The sequence below is a fragment of the Lysobacter sp. yr284 genome (genome assembly GCF_900107375.1).
GTDB lineage: Bacteria > Pseudomonadota > Gammaproteobacteria > Xanthomonadales > Xanthomonadaceae > Lysobacter.
In genome coordinates this window covers 61334-77480 of sequence record NZ_FNPT01000006.1, presented here as the reverse complement: position 1 = coordinate 77480, position 16147 = coordinate 61334, and the positions used below count along the sequence as shown (strand labels likewise).

10 protein-coding genes are annotated in these 16147 nt (G+C 69.2%); 1 reads left to right on the top strand and 9 read right to left on the bottom strand.

Annotation, left to right across the window (positions count from 1 at the left end):
* Positions 1-22: 22 nt before the first annotated feature.
* Both BLV01_RS11870 and BLV01_RS11865 read right to left on the bottom strand, forming a co-directional pair.
* Positions 23-2308 carry a phospholipase D-like domain-containing protein gene (locus BLV01_RS11870; RefSeq protein ID WP_091799365.1) on the bottom strand — a complete coding sequence of 762 codons (2286 nt, stop codon included), beginning with the start codon at positions 2306-2308 and terminating at the stop codon, positions 23-25.
* Between the two features lie 30 nt (positions 2309-2338).
* On the bottom strand, positions 2339-5617 hold the full coding sequence (locus BLV01_RS11865; RefSeq protein ID WP_091799362.1) for a type VI secretion system tip protein TssI/VgrG: 3279 nt from the start codon (positions 5615-5617) through the stop codon (positions 2339-2341).
* Between the two features lie 313 nt (positions 5618-5930).
* Here BLV01_RS11865 and tssA point away from each other — a divergent pair, with 313 nt between their 5' ends.
* Complete coding sequence (gene tssA / locus BLV01_RS11860) at positions 5931-6986, top strand: type VI secretion system protein TssA (RefSeq protein WP_091799359.1); 1056 nt, start codon at positions 5931-5933, stop codon at positions 6984-6986.
* Positions 6987-7061: 75 nt separating this feature from the next.
* Here tssA and BLV01_RS11855 read toward each other — a convergent pair whose 3' ends face one another.
* From BLV01_RS11855 to BLV01_RS11830, 7 genes are all read right to left on the bottom strand, one after another.
* A complete protein-coding gene (locus tag BLV01_RS11855; RefSeq protein WP_175485885.1) occupies positions 7062-7466 on the bottom strand; it encodes an Imm8 family immunity protein in 405 nt (134 codons plus the stop codon).
* 190 nt (positions 7467-7656) lie between these two features.
* Positions 7657-8499 carry an OmpA family protein gene (locus BLV01_RS11850; protein ID WP_091799353.1) on the bottom strand — a complete coding sequence of 281 codons (843 nt, stop codon included), beginning with the start codon at positions 8497-8499 and terminating at the stop codon, positions 7657-7659.
* 2 nt (positions 8500-8501) lie between these two features.
* Entirely contained in the window at positions 8502-9488 is a 987-nt protein-coding gene (tagF, locus tag BLV01_RS11845) for a type VI secretion system-associated protein TagF (RefSeq protein ID WP_091799350.1), read from the bottom strand.
* Positions 9488-13297 (bottom strand): type VI secretion system membrane subunit TssM, encoded by a 3810-nt coding sequence (gene tssM / locus BLV01_RS11840; RefSeq protein WP_254782622.1) that lies wholly within the window; start codon positions 13295-13297, stop codon positions 9488-9490. The genes tagF and tssM overlap by 1 nt, the downstream gene beginning before the upstream one ends.
* A 45-nt stretch (positions 13298-13342) precedes the next feature.
* Entirely contained in the window at positions 13343-14815 is a 1473-nt protein-coding gene (locus BLV01_RS11835; RefSeq protein ID WP_091799344.1) for a hypothetical protein, read from the bottom strand.
* A gap of 121 nt (positions 14816-14936) precedes the next feature.
* Positions 14937-15107 carry a hypothetical protein gene (locus BLV01_RS26270; RefSeq protein WP_175485883.1) on the bottom strand — a complete coding sequence of 57 codons (171 nt, stop codon included), beginning with the start codon at positions 15105-15107 and terminating at the stop codon, positions 14937-14939.
* Between the two features lie 140 nt (positions 15108-15247).
* Positions 15248-16141: a M15 family metallopeptidase gene (locus BLV01_RS11830; protein ID WP_254782621.1), complete on the bottom strand. Its 894-nt coding sequence runs from the start codon at positions 16139-16141 to the stop codon at positions 15248-15250.
* Between the last annotated feature and the right edge of the window lie 6 nt (positions 16142-16147).

The following is a 16147-nucleotide window of genomic DNA, read 5'->3' as shown; positions in this document are numbered from 1 at the left end:
GCCGGGCTTCGGATCGGTTCCGTCAGACTTGTTCGGTGACGCCGATCGTATCCGAAACCTCCGGCGGCGTGGTCGGCTCCTCGTTGCGCGCGATCATGGTGCTGGCGCCCAGCGGCGGCGGCGGCGTCTTGAGTTCCTTGCTGCCCCATTGCAGCGGCATTTCGACGAAGAACCCCTTGATCTTGGCCAACTCAGCCGTAGCCTTGGCGACGTTGTGCTTGCCGCCGGACATGTAGTCGGGATCCAGCGGCGGCGTCCAGGTCAGATCGAGCTTGCCGTTGCGTTTGTAGTGCCTGCGCCCTTCTGCCAAGGTCCCGAACGAGTCCCTCGGCGTGTGCAAGAACACTTGGTCGTAGATCCTGCGGTTGCCGATAGCCAGCTCCCGCAGGGCCTTGATCGAAGCCTTTTCCAGCGGTCGCTCGAGGTTGATGCCTGCGGGCAGCCCCTGCTTCTTGACTCCGGTCGAGGTGCCCTCGACGCTCATCCCGAAGTGCTTTTTCCAGACCTTGATCCGCAGGTCTCGGGCGAACTTTCGGGTAACGATGCGCAGGCCCTGCCCGACGTCGGTCATGGCGGCGCCGCTGTCGTCGACGATGACCGCGGCAAGCTCGGTGTCGCCGTTGCCGTTGAGGCTACGATCGTTGATGTTGGCGCTGCCGATGATCGCCACCGCGTCGTCGACGATCATCAGCTTGGAATGGATGTAGACCATTTCCGTCATCACCAGGCCGTTGGTCTGGCCGAAGTTGCGCAGGTTCAACACCGTGACATAGTCGCGCCACTTGTTTTCCAGGCCCAGCTCCTTGGCCAGCGCGTCGTATCCCCAGGCCTGGCGCACCGGCATCGGCTTGCCTTCGTCCTTGTACTTCTTGAAGATCAGATACATGGTGATGTTGCGAATCAACGCGTGCTGCCCGCGCCGCGCGCTCTGCAGCGCCCACCATGCTTGCGACGAAGTCGCCTCGTCCTCCAGCAAGCCTTCCGGATGCTCGGGCAGGACCAGCCAGATATGGAACGCGCGGTTGGCATTGATCGCGCGCCGCACCGCTTCGGTCAGTTCGTGCACGATCTGGTTGTTGGCCGGCCCCTTGGTCAGTTTTTCGTCGGCGCCGCAATCGGAGACGAAGAACTGGTTCTCGATGTAGATGTAGCCCTGCGCCGAGCGGATGCAGTTGATCATCGCATCGCGGATGCTGGTCTGGTGCTCCCCGACCCAGGCTTCGCGCGCCTTGATCAGGATGTCGCGGCGCTTGCTGTTGGACTTCTTCCAGTCGTCGGTGATGTAGCTACCGTTGCGCCAGATGCCCAACTCGTCCTTGAGCTGCTTGCTCGACGCGGATCGGCAGATCTGCACCGTGTTGGAGCCGGCGCCCTTGAGCAGCGGGTCGACCAGGGTATCGGGGCCGCCGAGCTTGTCGAACCAGCCCTTGGTCAGCGCCCCGTCCATCCAGTTGGTTCCCACGCCGGCGAAACTGTTCCAGCGCAGGACGAAGTTGGCGAAAACGTCGAATGCGGCCGGTCCCTTGATGCGCACCGCGATGTCCTGCCAGGGCTGGCGCGGCTGGCAGCGTTCATCGAGAACCCGGTTGTTGGCAGGCCGCATGAAGCCTGGCCGCTTCCCGGCCCACTCGGTCAGCTTCGTCTCCGCCGCAGTCATTTTCCGACCGCGCGTCACCTGGCCGTTGTAGGCGTCGTTGAGGACGTGTATGGCCGGATCGACGACCACGTTGAAAGTGTTGTCGTCCCAGCGGCCGTAGGCGAGGTCGATTCCGCCGACGAAGGCGACCGAGCCGTCGACGATGACGGTTTTCTGGTGATGCGAGAAATAGGTGTTGGAATCATTGGATCCCCACTTGGCCACGCCGCGGCCGGTATTGGGGTTCTGCAGCATGACCTTCATCGAGCCTTTGCCCGTGGCCAGGCTGTCGAATCGGGTACGCGTCGCTTCTTCGTGGGTATCGACCGTTTCCAGTACCAGGTTGATCGAGTCGTAGAGCATCACCCGCACGTGCACACCGCGAGCCATGGCGTCGGCGAGCAGTTCGGTCAACCGGCCGGGATGCCCCGCCGCGCCGCGCTGGTCCAGTTCGACGTCCGAGTCGAGCTGCCAGCCGGTGATGAAAATGAATTTCTTCGCCGCGCGGATCGCGTCGGCGACCGCCTTCATGTAGTCCTTGCCGGTCACATAGCCGGTGCACTCGTTGCCGTAGCGCGGAAACGCATACGGCTTTTCGAGATCGAAGTACTGGTTGGTGACCGCCGCGACGGTGTCCGGCGCCAACAGGGCGGTATAGCGATCGTAAGGCATTGTCGTCCCTTTTATGCTTTGCGATTTCGGTCAGACGTCCACTTCCGGCTTGCGCTTGAACAACGAGGCTGTGTCGGCGTCGTGCGCCGCCATCTCGCCGAGGAAGTCTTCGCGTAAAGCGTCCATGCCGCGTCCGTCGCCGGCGAAGTTCAGCGCATCGAGGATGCGTTTGGCGTTGTGCTGCTCCGGCGACGTGCTCCAGCGGGTCGGCGTCAGCGGCATCGCGGTCAGGCCGCTGACGAGCCACACACGCCCCGCGGATGAGGCTGCGCGCTGGTGCAGTTGCTGTTGCTGCGCCTCATCGAGTTCGATCTTTCCATCGCCGCCGATGGTGCCGGAGAATAGGGTCTCCTCCCAATGCTCCTTGGCGAACACGAGAGCGTTGACGCCGCCATTCCTGCCCGGCTGACCGGCCTGGCCGTCGACGATCACGATGTCCCAGGCCTGTCCCGTCGGGGCGATGCCGTGGGCGCCGGGAATGTCCAGCAGCTTCAATCCGAACGCGATGGGCTCCAGTTCAGCGTTGGGATATACGGGCAGGGGATAGCTCAACTGCGCCGGCCCCACGAACGACTTCTTCGCCGCATGCACCGTGATCGTCCCGGGGCAGTTGATCACGATGTCGCCGCCCTCGATGGTCAGGCTGGCGCCGCCGGCGGTGGCCAGGTGCACGGTCTTGCCGGCGGCCAGTTCGACTTCGGCGTTGGCCGAGACGATCTTGAGCTGGTCGCGCGATTGCAGTTCGAAGCGGTCGTGCTGGGCTTCGAATTCGAGCTTGCCGTTGGCGGCGACCAGGCTCAGCGCGGGGTCGTTGCCGGCGCTGGCGCCTTCGACGGCGTTGGCCAGCCAGCCGATCGCCTGGCCGGTGTGGATGCGCAGGTCTTTGGCGATCGCGGCGTTGGTGGACGCACCGCTGGCCAGGGTCAGGGTCTCGCCGGCCGCCCACTGCAGGCTCTGGCCGGCGATGTAGCCGATCCCGGCCGGCGCGGCCAGGCCGAGCAGGGCGTCGCCGCTGTGCGGGACCTTGCCCTGGCCCGCATCGGACTTGCGCTGCGGCGCCTGGTCCAGCGCGTCGTCGAAGGCTTCGCCGCCGACGGTGGTCTTGGCGCTGGTCAGCAGCGCGCGCAGCGGCGGCTGGTCGCCGATCAGGCCCGATTGGTTCGCCTTGATCACGCCCTCATGAGCCGCCAGCTTCGCCGTCTGGTGGGTGCCGGCGACCTTGGACAGGACTTCGCCGAGTTGGCTGGCCTGGGTGAGCAGCGCGGTCGCCGCGATGGTTTCGCCGGCCGGCGTCTCGCCGTTGATGTCGTAGGCGCTGATCCACAGGCCGGCCTGCGCGCGCACCGCGCCCCATTGGTCGGTGCGCAGTTCGAAGCCTTCGCCGCGGAAGCTGCCGCGGTAGTTGTCGGCCTGGTGGATCAGGTGGCCGAGGTTGAGCTGGGTCGCGGCCTGGGTGGTCGCCAGTTGCAGGCGCAGTTGCCGGTCGCTGTCGTCGAACACCAGGCGGTTGTGGCCGCCGCCGCCGAACTCCTTGGACTTGATGCCCACCAGCGCGGCGGCGTTGCGGTGGCCGGCGGCGTCCTGGCTCATGCCGTGCCAGGCCGGCGCGTGGCCGCCGGCGCGGTTGGCCTGGGCGCTGGGGCCATGGTCGCTGGCCTGCGCGTAGGCGGCGCCGTCGGCGTCCTGGGTGCCCGCGCCCGGCGTCGCCAGCACGCCCGCGTCGCCCTGGCCGTTGTAGAGCGCGCCGACGATCAGCGGCCGGTCGATGTCGCCGTCGAGGAAGGCCACCAGCACTTCCTGGCCGATCCGCGGCAGGAACTGGGTGCCGACGCCGGGGCCGGCGTAGCGCTGGGCCACCCGCAGCCAGCAGCTGTGATTGGATTCGGCGTCGCCGCCGGCCTGCTGGAAATGGAACTTGACCCGCAGCCGCCCCAGCGCATCGCAATGCAGTTCATGCGTGCCCTGCGCCTGGGTCGCGCCGTCGGGACCGACCACGATCGCGGTCTGGTAGCCCGGCGCGGTCGGGCGCGGGTTCAGGCGCGCGCCGGTGCCGTCATGCAGCACCGGCCGCCAGGCCTGGTCGCGCGGGACGGCGACGAAGCTGTTGGCGTAGCCGACGCGTTCGGCACGCGCCAGAACGGCCTCCCAGGCCGCGTCGGACGCGCCCGGCAAATCGCGCAACGGCACCTGCGGGGCGGCGCCGAAACGCGCGCTGACGGCCTCGCCGATGCTCTTGGGCAGGTTGTTGACGCCGGCGTGCTGCACCGCCACCAGCAGCGCCTCGGCGGGCGCATCGGCCTCGGCCTGCGGCGCGCCGGTGAGCGCGAACCAGGTGCCGCTGCGGAAAGTGCGCACGGTGCCGCGACCCAGCCACAGCGTGCGCTCGGACGCCCGCGCCTGCGCCAGCAGGCCGGCGTAGCGCTCGGCTTCGGTGCGATCGGCGAAGGCATACAGGCCGACCGGGTCGTAGACCTCCAGCCGCGCCGCCGACTCGCCGCCCTGGCCCAGCGGCACGTTCGCGACCTGGGTCTGCAGGCCCTTGTAGTCGCCGCTGAGCACGGTCAGTTCGGTCGAGGCGATGCGCCGCACCGCGCCGAAGCCCTGCACGGTGTCGCTGTCCTCGGTGGTGTCGCTGCGATGGAAGCGGGTCGCGCCGTAGGCCGCGTCGCTGGCTTCCTGCGGGCTTTGCCCGCTCTGCGCGAACAGCACCATGCGATGGCCGCCGGGCGCGTCCTGCGCCTCTTCGACGCGCCAGCCCAGGCCTTCCTCGGCCAGCAAGCGGTCGACGAAGGCGGCATCGGTCTCGCGGTACTGCACGCAGTAGCTGCGCGCGCGAGCGGCGGCCAGGAACGGCCCGGCTTCCTCGCTCCATTGCCACGCCGCCAGCGGCGCATACGCGGCGAACACCGCTTCGACGATCTGGCCGACGGTCTTGTCCTGGTACACGCGGCTGTGCCGGCCCTGGCTCAGCAGCCAGGTCCACGGCACCAGGCACAAGCGATAACGCGCCAGGCCGCCTTCGCTGCCCAGGCACTGCGCTTCGCGGACCAGGCCCGAGCGCAGCGCGCGGCCGCCGTCGGCCAACCGGGTGGCGAGCGTCGCGCGACGTCCGAGAAACGCCTCGAGCGAGCGGTGCGCATCGACCGACAACACGTCGATCCACCATTCGAAGCCGCCCGACAAGGCTTCCCAGCCCTGCCAGCGTTCCACCGCCCAGTCTTCGCCGATGCCCTCGTCTTGCGGCAAGTCCAGCGTGTACAAGCGCTGCGCGCCGATGAAGCGGGACAGTCCCGCCAGAATCTGTTGCATTCCTTCGCTGCTCACGCCCGTTCCTCCTTGCGCGCGCACGGCCGTGACGATCCGTGCCAGCCTCGCAGGCCGCCTCCATGGCGGCCTTTTCCGCAGGCCCAGTGTATCCAAACCGGGGCGGCGGTGAAGTCCCGCAGGGCGCCCCCACGCGTCGCACGGAAACGCTGGAATCGCGACCGATTGCGGTATTACGCCCCATTAAGTTTCGTCGCGACGGCGCCGCCGCAGGTACCGGGACAGCCAGTACCCGCCACAGCGACCGAAGTGGCATCCTGTAGGCCACAACGCCCTTTCCCGCACTCAATGGACTGCCATGCAGGATCTGGAACAGCTGCTCGCGCCTATTTCCGATGAGGCGCCCTCCGGCGCCGACCTCTCGTTCTCGGTCGACTACGACGCCATCCAGGAAGCCCGTCGCGCCGACGACCCCTCGCTGGAACAGGGCGAGTGGATCACCGACCTCAAGGTCGCCGACTGGCAGACGGTGGCGGCCCGCTCGACCGAACTGCTGAAGACCCGCAGCAAGGACCTGCGCCTGGCGTCGTGGTGGACCGAGAGCCAGACCCAGATCCACGGCTTCGCCGGCCTGGCCCAGGGCTACCGGCTCACCGCGGCGCTGTGCGAGCGCTTCTGGGACGACATCCATCCGCAGGCCGAAGACGGCGACCAGGAGCAGCGCATCGGCAACCTGGTGTGGCTGCTGGAGCATTCGACCAAATGGTCGAGGCGCCTGCCGCTGATCCAGTCGGCGCAGGAGCGTTTCAGCATCGCCGACATCGAACTGGCGCATGCGCGCCGCAACGCCGAACACAATCCCGGCCCGACCGTCGAGCAGATCGACACCGCGCGGCGCGCCACCCCGCGCGAGTACTACCAGAAGCTGGTGGAAAGCGTGCCCGACTGCCGCGAAGCGCTGCGCGAACTCGAACGCGCCGTCGATGCGCGGCTGGCCCACGAAGGCCCCAGCTTCGCCCAGGTCCGCGACCAGCTCGACCACCTCGTCGAGACCACGCGCCGCTTCGCCCGCGAGGCCGGCGTGCTGGTCGACGGCGTCGCCGCCGATCCGGGCGCGCCGGGCGAGATATTCGACAGCGTCCTGGCCGCGGACGATTCCGCTGCGCCGGCGCGGCCGGCGCCGTCGGCGCCGGGCGTCATCGATTCGCGCCGCGAAGCGATCGCGCAGCTGCGCCGCGTCGCCGAATTCTTCCGCCGCACCGAGCCGCACAGCCCGGTCGCCTACCTCGCCGACAAGGCCGCGCGCTGGGGCGAGATGCCGCTGCACGTGTGGCTCAAGCGGGTGATCAAGGATGAGAGCACGTTGAGCCAGATCGAGGAATTGCTCGACAGCAACGACAACCCGAACGACTGAGTCCGGCCGGATGCGCGCGCCGCCTATCGCGGCGGCGTGCGCGGCAAGAGGCCTGGCGACGACGACGGCGACGCGTCAGGGTCGATAGCCGACGCCCTCGTACTCCCAGAAGAAGGCCTCGCGCAGGCAGGCCAGCGATGCCTCCCAACTCTCGCGCTGGCACTCCGCGACCTGCCGGTCGATCCGTTCGCGGACCGCGGTCCAGCGGTAGGGGTCGATCACCAGCAAGGCCTTGCGCCCCATACCGGGCGTTCGCGCCTGGTTGCTGCGAAAGGCCTGCAACGCCCTGCCCCGGTGATGCTCCGCAAGACCCTGCGGGGTGGCGATCATCAGGCAAAACACATGCGCGCCCGGCCTGTCGGCCTCGCCGATCTCGATCTCCAGCGGGTAATACACCTCGTCTGCGGACGCGGGGACCCAGCCAGGCAGATCCGCGACGTCCGAGGAGTAGTAGCTGCGAACCTTCAGTACGGTCGTCATGGGCCTCGGCGGTGCGGCGGGCGGGCTCGCATCGATCTGCGGACAAGGCGCGCCCGGCGGCCGCGGCGCGAGCCGGACGATCATAGCGGCCCGCACCGGGCGATTTCACCGCCAGAGCCGAAGCTCCGACTCGCAGCGGGCCTGGACGCGGCGCCGGCCGGCGCAGCAGTCGCAGTCGCGACACGGCGGCTTACAGCACCTTGAACGCGATCCGCCGGTTGCGCGCGCGCCCCTCGGCGGTGGCGTTGTCGGCGACCGGCTGGTCAGGGCCGGCGCCCTGCACGCCGAGCAGCGCGCCGTTGACGCCGTGCGCCTGCAGATAGCGCTTGACCGAATCGGCGCGCGCCAGGCTCAGCGCGAGGTTGGACTCGCGGCGCCCGGCCGCGTCGGTGTGGCCAACGATGAGCACGCGCTTGTTGCCGATCCGCTTCATCGCCGCGGCCATCTCGTCGAGGATCAGCTCGCCCTTGGGGGTCAGCGTCGCACTGCCGCTCTCGAACTCGACGATGCGGTTAGCCAGCACGTTGTCGAGCAGGCTCTGCTGGGCGCCGCCGGCGACCCGCAGCTGGCGGCCGTCGACCGAATAGGTCGGGTTGTTGATCCGCGTCGACAGGCCGCTGACGATCTGCTGCCGCTGCAGTTCGTTGGCGACGTTGCCGCTGACCCGCACGGCGTTGCCGTTGACCTCCAGCTTGCCGTCGCTGACCTGCTGCAGGTCCGGGCCCAGCATGTTGACCACGTTCTGGCGCCAGTTCGGCGGCGTGACGATGCCCGAGCTGACTTCGATCCGGTCGATCACCCGCTCGTTGCCGTACAGCTCGCGCAGCTTGGCCAGCACCGCCTGCTTGCTGCTTTCGTCGGGCACCTTGCCCGAGGCGATCACCGGCTTGGCGGCGGCGGACGCCGGCGCGGGCGCAGCGGCGGGCGCGGCGTCCTGCGCGGACGCGGCGCAGGCCAGCGAGGTCAGTCCCGCGGCCAGGACGATCGCCGGCAGCGCACGCGCCGGAGTGGGGAAAAAGCTTCTACCGCGCATGCTCACGCTCCGAGAAAGGTTTCGCCGAAGGCCTTGCGGGCCACGCGCAGCGAGAGGTCGTCGCGTCCGATGTAGCTGACCAGCTTGTTGAGGGCGTAGTCGCCGGCGACGTGGTTGTCCACCCATTCGGCATCGTCGACGCGGATGATCTGTTCGCCGCCGACGTGCGGGTCCAGCACCGCCTGCAGGGTGCGTCCGTCGGCGCCGTTGAAGCCCACCACCAGGCGCGGCGCGGGCGTCTCCTGGATCATCACCGCCAGTTCGAAATCCGCGCGGCTCAGGAAGCCGCTGACCAGGTCGAGCCAGAACGCGGCGACCATCGGCCGGTACAGCGCGTCGCGCGGCAGCGGCAACGACAGCGCCTTGTCGATCTGCGAAGCCGCGCCGGTCAGCACCGGCTGCAGCAGCAGGCCCAGCGCCGGCAGCACCCAGCGCAGCTGCACGTGCGGATGGCCGGACTGGTGCAGCAGCGACTGCAGCGCGCCGACGTCCTGCATGTCCAGGAAATCGGCGAACGGCGCATCGTAGACGCCGGGATCGGTGGTCACCGCGACCTTGTTCTCCGACAGCTCGCGCAGGCTGTCGGCGGCGTCCTCGGCGCGCACGGCCTGGCTGCACAACCGGGCCAGGCCGCCCCAGACCCGCGCCAGCACCAGCGGGCTGCGGCCGATGAAGGCCAGCGGCTGGCTGATGTCGAGGTAGGTCGCCGACAGGAACGGGAAGCGCCGCTCGGTGGCGTCGCGGCTGGGCAGGAAATGGCCGCCGATCGCCAGCCGGCTGCGCGAGCCGAGGAAGGCGAAGTGCATCGGCGGCGCGGTGTCGTAGAGCTGTTTCCAGCCCGGATCCTGCGCCAGCAGTTCGACTCCGGAGCCGGCCCAGCGGTCCAGCAGCACCATCAACTGGTGGCTTTCGGAGGTGCGCACGAAATCGCCGCGCGAGGGCAGCTTGCCGAAGTAGCTCATCGACGCCAGGGTTTCGGCCACGGCCATCACACGCCTCCCGCCGGCGCAGCCGCCGGAGTCGCCGGAGTCGCCGGAGTCGCCGCCGGCGCGGCCGGCGCGGTGCCCGTACCGGTACCCGTGGGCGCCGCGGCCGCCGCCGGCGCGCCCGCGACTTCGCGCGGCAGGCGCAATGCGGGCTTGGCGGTGTCGGCCTGGGCGTCGGAGCGGACCGGCACGCGGATGATCCGCAGTTCGAAATCGACCGAGACGCCGTCCTTGTCCACCGACATCAGGAAGTGCTTGTCGCCCGCGCCGCGGCCCTTGTTGGCCACCGAGAACAAGCGGTTCAGGCCCTTCGAGCCGGGTTCGTTGAACACCTCGACGGTGCGGCCGTCCAGGGTCACCGCATCGATGCGCACGCTGCTGGAATTGACCAGTTCGACCGTCTTCCATTGCGGCGGTTCGTTGCGGTAGCGCAGGGTCTGGCCGTCGATGGTGATGGTGTACTCGCGACCGCTCGCGGCGCCGGGCAGGATCTCGATCACCATCCCGGCGTTGGCGTCGCCGCGGCTGCCGCCGCTGGCGCCGCCGACCCAGCCCGAGTAGTTGCTGGTGAACTCCGGCCGCAGGCTGATGCCCATGTTGGCCCACTGCTGCGGCGTCATCACCGCGCCGCGGCGGATCACCAGCGCGCCGAGCGCTTCGCTGCCGAACTTGGAGATCGAGCCGCTGGCGCCGAAGACCGCGTCGCGGTCGGCCTGGGTGGCCTCGGCGCTGGAGCCGGCGTTGTACGGATACAGCTTGCCGATGCCGTCCTCGAACGGCTGGTAGACCTGTTCGACCCAGGTGCGGTTGATCTCGCCCTCGGTCGGCCGGATCAGCGCGGCGAAGGTCTGCATCAGCGGACGCACCAGCAACGGGCGCATCGCTTCGCGCTGGCTCTCGTTGAGGCCGTTGAGCATCTGCTCGTCGATGATCTTCTCGATCTCGAAGATCTCCGAGCCCGAGCCGCGCTCCAGCGTCTCCTGCATCAGCTTGCGCGCGCCCGGACCGGGATCGCCCTGGGTCTTGATCCCGTTCAGGCGCGAGCGCAGCTTGCCCATCGCCTCGAAGTAGCCGTTGATCATCGGCGCGCCGCCGTCGCGCTGGGCGAACAGGCGCGACAGGCCGGCGAATTCGGCGCCGACCGGGCCCATCTGGATCGCCACCTGCTTGCCGGTGTTCGGATCGACCTGCACGTTCATGCCGGACGGCTGGCGCCGCAGGATGGTGCGGTTGAACCACTCCACGATGCCCTTCTTGGCCACGCCCAGGGCCTTGTTGGCCGCCTCGGGGTTGTCCCAGATGGTCTCGTTGTTGACCGCCTCCAGGACCTTGCGCAACGGCGAGTTCTGCGGGTCGCCGATCGCGTTCATGCGGGTCACGGCCTGGTCGAAATTGCCGAAGTCGGTGACCGTCACGCCCTGCATGAACTTGCGCCATTCCTGCGCGTACTCGGTCTTGTACATCTGGGTGAGTTCGCGCGCGATGTGCTCGGGGCTGCCGCTGAGGGTCAGGTCGCCCTGCACGGTATCGGCCAGCACCCAGTCGGTGGCGCTGAGCTGCTCGTTGGCGGCCTGCTTGATCGCGTCCTTGACGTAGTCCTCGTAGGCCTTGCGCGAGAACGCGCCGGACACGCGGTAGCTGCCGGCGACGCCGGCGCGCGCGTTCTCTTCGCCGATCAGCGAGGCCACGGTGATCTGCGCGAAGCGCACCGAGGCGCGCTGCTTGATCTGGTCGTAGACGCGGTCGCGCGCCGGAGTGCCCTTCATGACCCCCTTGATCACGTTGCGGCTGTCGCTGACCAGGGCGAACTTCTCGTCGATGGTCGGCCAGTTCGGCTGTTCGTACTGGCTCACGTAGAACGCCATCAGCCGCTCGGCCGAGCGCGCCAGTTCCTCGCGCGACATAGTGCCGCGGTTGTCGTCGAGCCAGCGCCGCCAGAACCGGGTCAGCTGGTCGCTGAGGTGGCTGCTCTCGACCTTGCTGCGGTCGGCCAGCATCAGGTAGGTCTTGAGCGCGTTGTAGGCGTCGTTGGCGTCGGTCGGCGAGGCGTCCTGGTACAGCGTCTGACCGGCGTTGACCTGCGCGGCCACCTGCGGCGCGGCGCCGGCGGCGTCGGTCACCTTGAGCTTGGCGCGGTTGGCCAGCACTTCGTTGAGGTAGGCCTCCAGCTTGCCCTGCACCGGCGCCAGCATCAGCTGGCGCATGCCGTGGAAATATTCCTCGCGCACCTTCTTCTCGATGCGGTCGCCCTGGTACAGGCCCAGACCCATCGACAGCGGATGCTTGTCGCGATAGCTGCGCAGCTCTTCCAGCCGCGTCTGCAGCACTAGCAGGGCCTGGATCCGCGACTGCACGTCGAAGCGGCCCTCCTGCAGGGTCTTGGCCTGGCGCAGGTCCTGCACCGAGTTGGCCACCAGCTGCTTGTTGCTGGTGTAGGACCAGCCCCAGCCGGCCAGGCACAGGCCCAGCAGCGCGAACGAGGCCAGGAACATCACCTGGCGCAGGCGGCTGCGGCCCGGGCTGGAATACTGCTTGACCAGTTGCTTGTCGGCGAAGATCACCTTGCGGAACAGGCCGAGCAGGAAATGGCCGTTGTCCGACATCGGCGCGCGCTCGGACGCGCCGGCGCGCGGGCGCAGCGAGAACTGCCGCGCGATGCGCTCGGAGGCGTGCTGCACCGATACGCCTTCCTGCAGCGCGCTGGTGAAGTAGAAGCCGCGGAACACCGGCTTGAACTGGTACGGGTTCTCTTCGAACAAGGTGGCGATGAAAGTGCGCAGCGCCGGCTTGATCGCGGTGAACTCCATCGGCAGGGTCAGCAGGCCCGGGCCGACTTCGCGCCCGCGCCGCATCGCCATCTGCGACAGGCTCATTTCCTTGAGGCCTTCGGACAGCTCGTCGAAGTGCGTGTCGAAGGCGGCCAGCGCGTCGGTCTCGCCCTTGGGATCGTAGGGCAGGGTCGCGCCCCAGGTGTTCTCGCGCTCGGCCGGGTCCAGGCCCTGGAAGAAGTCGGCGAAGCCGGCGATCAGGTCGGCCTTGGTGAACACCACGTACACCGGCACGAACACTTCCAGCCGCTCGGTCAGCTCCTGCACGCGCTGGCGCAGGTTCTTGGCCAGTTCGATCGCGAACTCGGGCTTGCTGCCGGACAGCTCGGCGATCGAGGCGGCGATGATCACGCCGTTGAGCGGCGCGCGCGGGCGGTGCTTCTTCAGCAGGTCCAGGAAGGTCAGCCACTCCAGCCGGTCCTCGGCGCTGACCGTGTAGCGGCCGGCGGTGTCGAGCACGATGCCTTCGGTGGTGAAGTACCAGTCGCAGTTGCGGGTGCCGCCCAGGCCCTGGATGACGTTGCTGCGGTTGTCCTCGAACGGGAAGCGCAGGCCGGAGTTGAGGATCGCGGTGCTCTTGCCGGCGGCCGGGTTGCCGATGATCGTGTACCACGGCAGTTCGTACAGCGCCGCGCTGCCCTTGAGCAGGCCGAGCTTGGACGACTTGATCGCCTTGACCGCCTCGGCCATGCGCTCGCGCAATTGCTCCACATCGGCGCGCGCGGCCGGCTTGGACGCGGCCACGGCCTGGTCGGCCTGCTGCTGCACCATCGCGTCGAGCTGCCTGGCCGCGCGCGCGGCGAGCACGCGGCGGACGATCCAGACCGCCAGCCACACCAGCAGCGCCAGCGCGGCCAGCACCAGGATCCAGCCGCCGATGGTCTTGAGCTTGTCGGCGCCGAAATAGGCCACCGCGCCGACGCTGAACACGCCGATCGCCGCGATCACCCGGTAGTCGGTGAGGAAATATCTGAGCCTGCTCATCAAATGCTTCGTCCGTTTAATGACTGCTTGCGTATCGTCGACTGCTTACCCGGCCCGATCGCCGTCGGGCTCGGCCGGTGGCGATGGAGGCGGCGGCACCGGCATCACCGCGAGCGCGGCGCGGGCCTCGCCGTCGGCCAGGCCGATCGCCAGCGCCGGCCCGCCTTCGGCGCGCGCCTGCGCGGCGGCCACGGCGATCGCCGCCCACGGCGCGACCGGTCCGAGATGCCCGCAAGCGACGCCGAGGCTGAGGTTGTGGCCGATCGGATCGAGCTCGGGACAGGTCGCGGCGATCGCGCTGGCGATCTCGATCGCCCGGCTCGGGCGCTGGTCGGCATCGCTGACCACCGCCTTGACGCTGTCGGCGTCCCGGCCGGCCGCGGCGAGCGCGCGCGCCATCAGTTCGGAGGTCTGCCGGGTCGCGTTGCGGCTGGAGGTGCCGGCGGCGACGTGGCCGCGCTGCAGCGTGCGCAGCTCCAGCGCGTCGGGCGAGGCCGGCTGGCCCGGCTCCGGCGGACCGCTGAGCCACAGGCCGACCGCGCCTTCGCCGGGAATCAGGCCTTCGGGGCGGTCGTGGCCGATCAGCCGGCGCGCGGCTTGCAGCGCTTCGACCGCGCCCTCGCTCAGTTGCGAGGCGCAGGCCAGCAGCAGATGGCGATCGGGCGTGACTTCGTCGCGATAACGCTGGCCGATGCGATCGAGCAGCGCCCAGGCCTCGATCGACTGCGCCACCGGCACCACCTCGACCGCGATCCGTTCTTCCGGCAGGTCGAGCGCCGCGGCCTTGGCCAGCGCCCAGTCGCCGAGTTGCTGGCGCGCCGGCTGCGGCCATGAATCGGCGACCAGGATCAGCGTGCGCAAACGCGATTTCGGCGGCGCCGCGGCTTCGCTGCGGCGACCGGCGACGAGCGCGGGCGGCGCGTCCGCGGGCGCCGCGCCGGTCACGATGGCGGCCTCCAGGCCCAGCAGTTCTTCCAGCACCGGTTCCAGCAGTGCGACCGCGCGCAGATGCTCTTGCGCGAATACGCGCTCGACGGCGTCGCTTCCGGCCGCGGCCTGCAGCGCTTCGGCCACGGCCTCGGTGTCCAGGTCGTCCACTTGCGCGGCCATCACCGGCAGCCCGTTTTCGTCCTTGAGGGTCGGATGCAGGCCGGGCCGCACGGGCTCGACCAAGGCCGCCGCCGCGGCTTCGGCGCTGGCGCCGACGACCAGATTCACCGCCGTCGCGTGCAGGTGCAGCGCGTATGCGCGCGGCGCCTGCTCGCCTTCGCCGACGAACGCTTGCGCGGCCGGCGTGGCCGCATCGGCATCCATGCCCTGCGCGCGCTGCCGGCGCCGGCGCAGGCCGTAGCCGACCGCCAGCACCGCGCCGATCGCGAGCAGCGGCAAGCCGGCCAGATACAGCACCAGCGCCGATCCGCTCGGCTGCACGTCGTTGACCTGCCACGCCAGCACCACCGCGAACCAGATCGCGCCGGTCAGCAAGGCCAGCCACAGCACGAGCTTGAAGGTCTTCATGCCGCCGCGCTCCCGACCCCGTTGCTGCCGGGGCCGTCGACGCTTGCGGCGAAGCCGGTGCCGCACACGAATCTCATCCTTGAGGCTCCCGTCCGCTGTGCTTAAGGTGTCGGCGCGCCCATCAGCCGGTCGTCGCTGCGCGTTCGTGCGCGGCGATCCGGCGCACTGTGCGAACGATCACATCTTCACATCGCGCCTGCGCACGTTCGTCCGCGCCCAGGCCCTGCGCAGCGCCCACGCCGAAGCCGCCGTGATCGCGGGGATCGCCGACGCAAATAGAGGGACGGGTCATGGCCATGCTCCTTGTTGGCGAGTGACGATCCGGATGTCAGGTAGGACGATAGCAGGAGTGGGGCGGCTTAACACCCCGGCCAGGGCGGCCTTGCGGCGCGCGCGCCGGCGCTGCGGGCGCATGCGCGGCGGCGGCTCGCCTCAGCCCGCGCCGGCCGCGCGCCGGGCGGCGCGGCAACGGTCTTTCTGCTCCAGATGGACGTAGTCCTTGATGCTGCGCCAGTTGCCGCCCCACTCCAGCCCGGCTTCCTGCGCGAGTTGGCCGTACAGGTGATAGGCCTCGCGCGTCCAAGGATCGTTCATGTCCCACTGCAACTTGCCGTTGCGGATCGGCGCGCTGTCCACGGCCAGGCCGTATTGATGGCAACTCTGCCCGGCGCCGGCGCGGGTGGCCTTGCCGGCGGCGGCCAGTTCGGCCTGACGCTGCGCGCTGCGGAAGCCTTCGACCAGCACCATCTTGATGCCGCGCCCTTCCATGACCTTGTAGATCGCCAGCACGCGCTGCCTGAAATCGCGGTCGATCTGCTCCCAGCGGCGGTCGGCGCTGACGATCTCCTCAGGCGCGGCGATGCTCAGGCGCGCGCTCGGCGAGAGTTGCGCGAGCTCGCGCTCGGCCTCGACGAACACCTCCGGCGGCGGCGGTTCCGGCGGCACCAGGTTCTCGCCTTCGAGCAACTCGCGAATCTGCGAACTGGTGGCCACCGGCACCGGATCGGTGCCGCCATCGAGGATCACCTTCTGGCGCAGGCCCAGGATCAGGCTCACCGGCACGATCACCATGAGCGCGGCGGCGATCAGGAAATATTTGCTGCGCGAAGCGCGCCGCACGTAACCGGCACCCTTCGTACGCAATTCCTGCCCCGACTGGCGCGTCTGCTGCGACGCGCGCCGGCGCAGGCGTTCGATGAATGCGCTGCCGCGCTGCAGCATCCGCCCGGCCTGCCCGCCGGCCTCGTCGCGCGCGCCGGGAAACATCGCCCACCACGCGGCGACCGCGAAAACCAGGAACGAAACTGTTACCGCCAACCAGACCACTCGCCG

What these genes read in the sequence shown, in the direction of transcription:
- BLV01_RS11870 (WP_091799365.1), bottom strand. Translation starts at nt 2,308, where the DNA reads ATGCCTTACGATCGCTATACCGCCCTGTTGGCGCCGGACACCGTCGCG.
- BLV01_RS11865 (WP_091799362.1), bottom strand. Translation starts at nt 5,617, where the DNA reads ATGCAACAGATTCTGGCGGGACTGTCCCGCTTCATCGGCGCGCAGCGC.
- tssA (WP_091799359.1), top strand. Translation starts at nt 5,931, where the DNA reads ATGCAGGATCTGGAACAGCTGCTCGCGCCTATTTCCGATGAGGCGCCC.
- BLV01_RS11855 (WP_175485885.1), bottom strand. Translation starts at nt 7,466, where the DNA reads ATGACGACCGTACTGAAGGTTCGCAGCTACTACTCCTCGGACGTCGCG.
- BLV01_RS11850 (WP_091799353.1), bottom strand. Translation starts at nt 8,499, where the DNA reads ATGCGCGGTAGAAGCTTTTTCCCCACTCCGGCGCGTGCGCTGCCGGCG.
- tagF (WP_091799350.1), bottom strand. Translation starts at nt 9,488, where the DNA reads ATGGCCGTGGCCGAAACCCTGGCGTCGATGAGCTACTTCGGCAAGCTG.
- tssM (WP_254782622.1), bottom strand. Translation starts at nt 13,297, where the DNA reads ATGAGCAGGCTCAGATATTTCCTCACCGACTACCGGGTGATCGCGGCG.
- BLV01_RS11835 (WP_091799344.1), bottom strand. Translation starts at nt 14,815, where the DNA reads ATGAAGACCTTCAAGCTCGTGCTGTGGCTGGCCTTGCTGACCGGCGCG.
- BLV01_RS26270 (WP_175485883.1), bottom strand. Translation starts at nt 15,107, where the DNA reads ATGACCCGTCCCTCTATTTGCGTCGGCGATCCCCGCGATCACGGCGGC.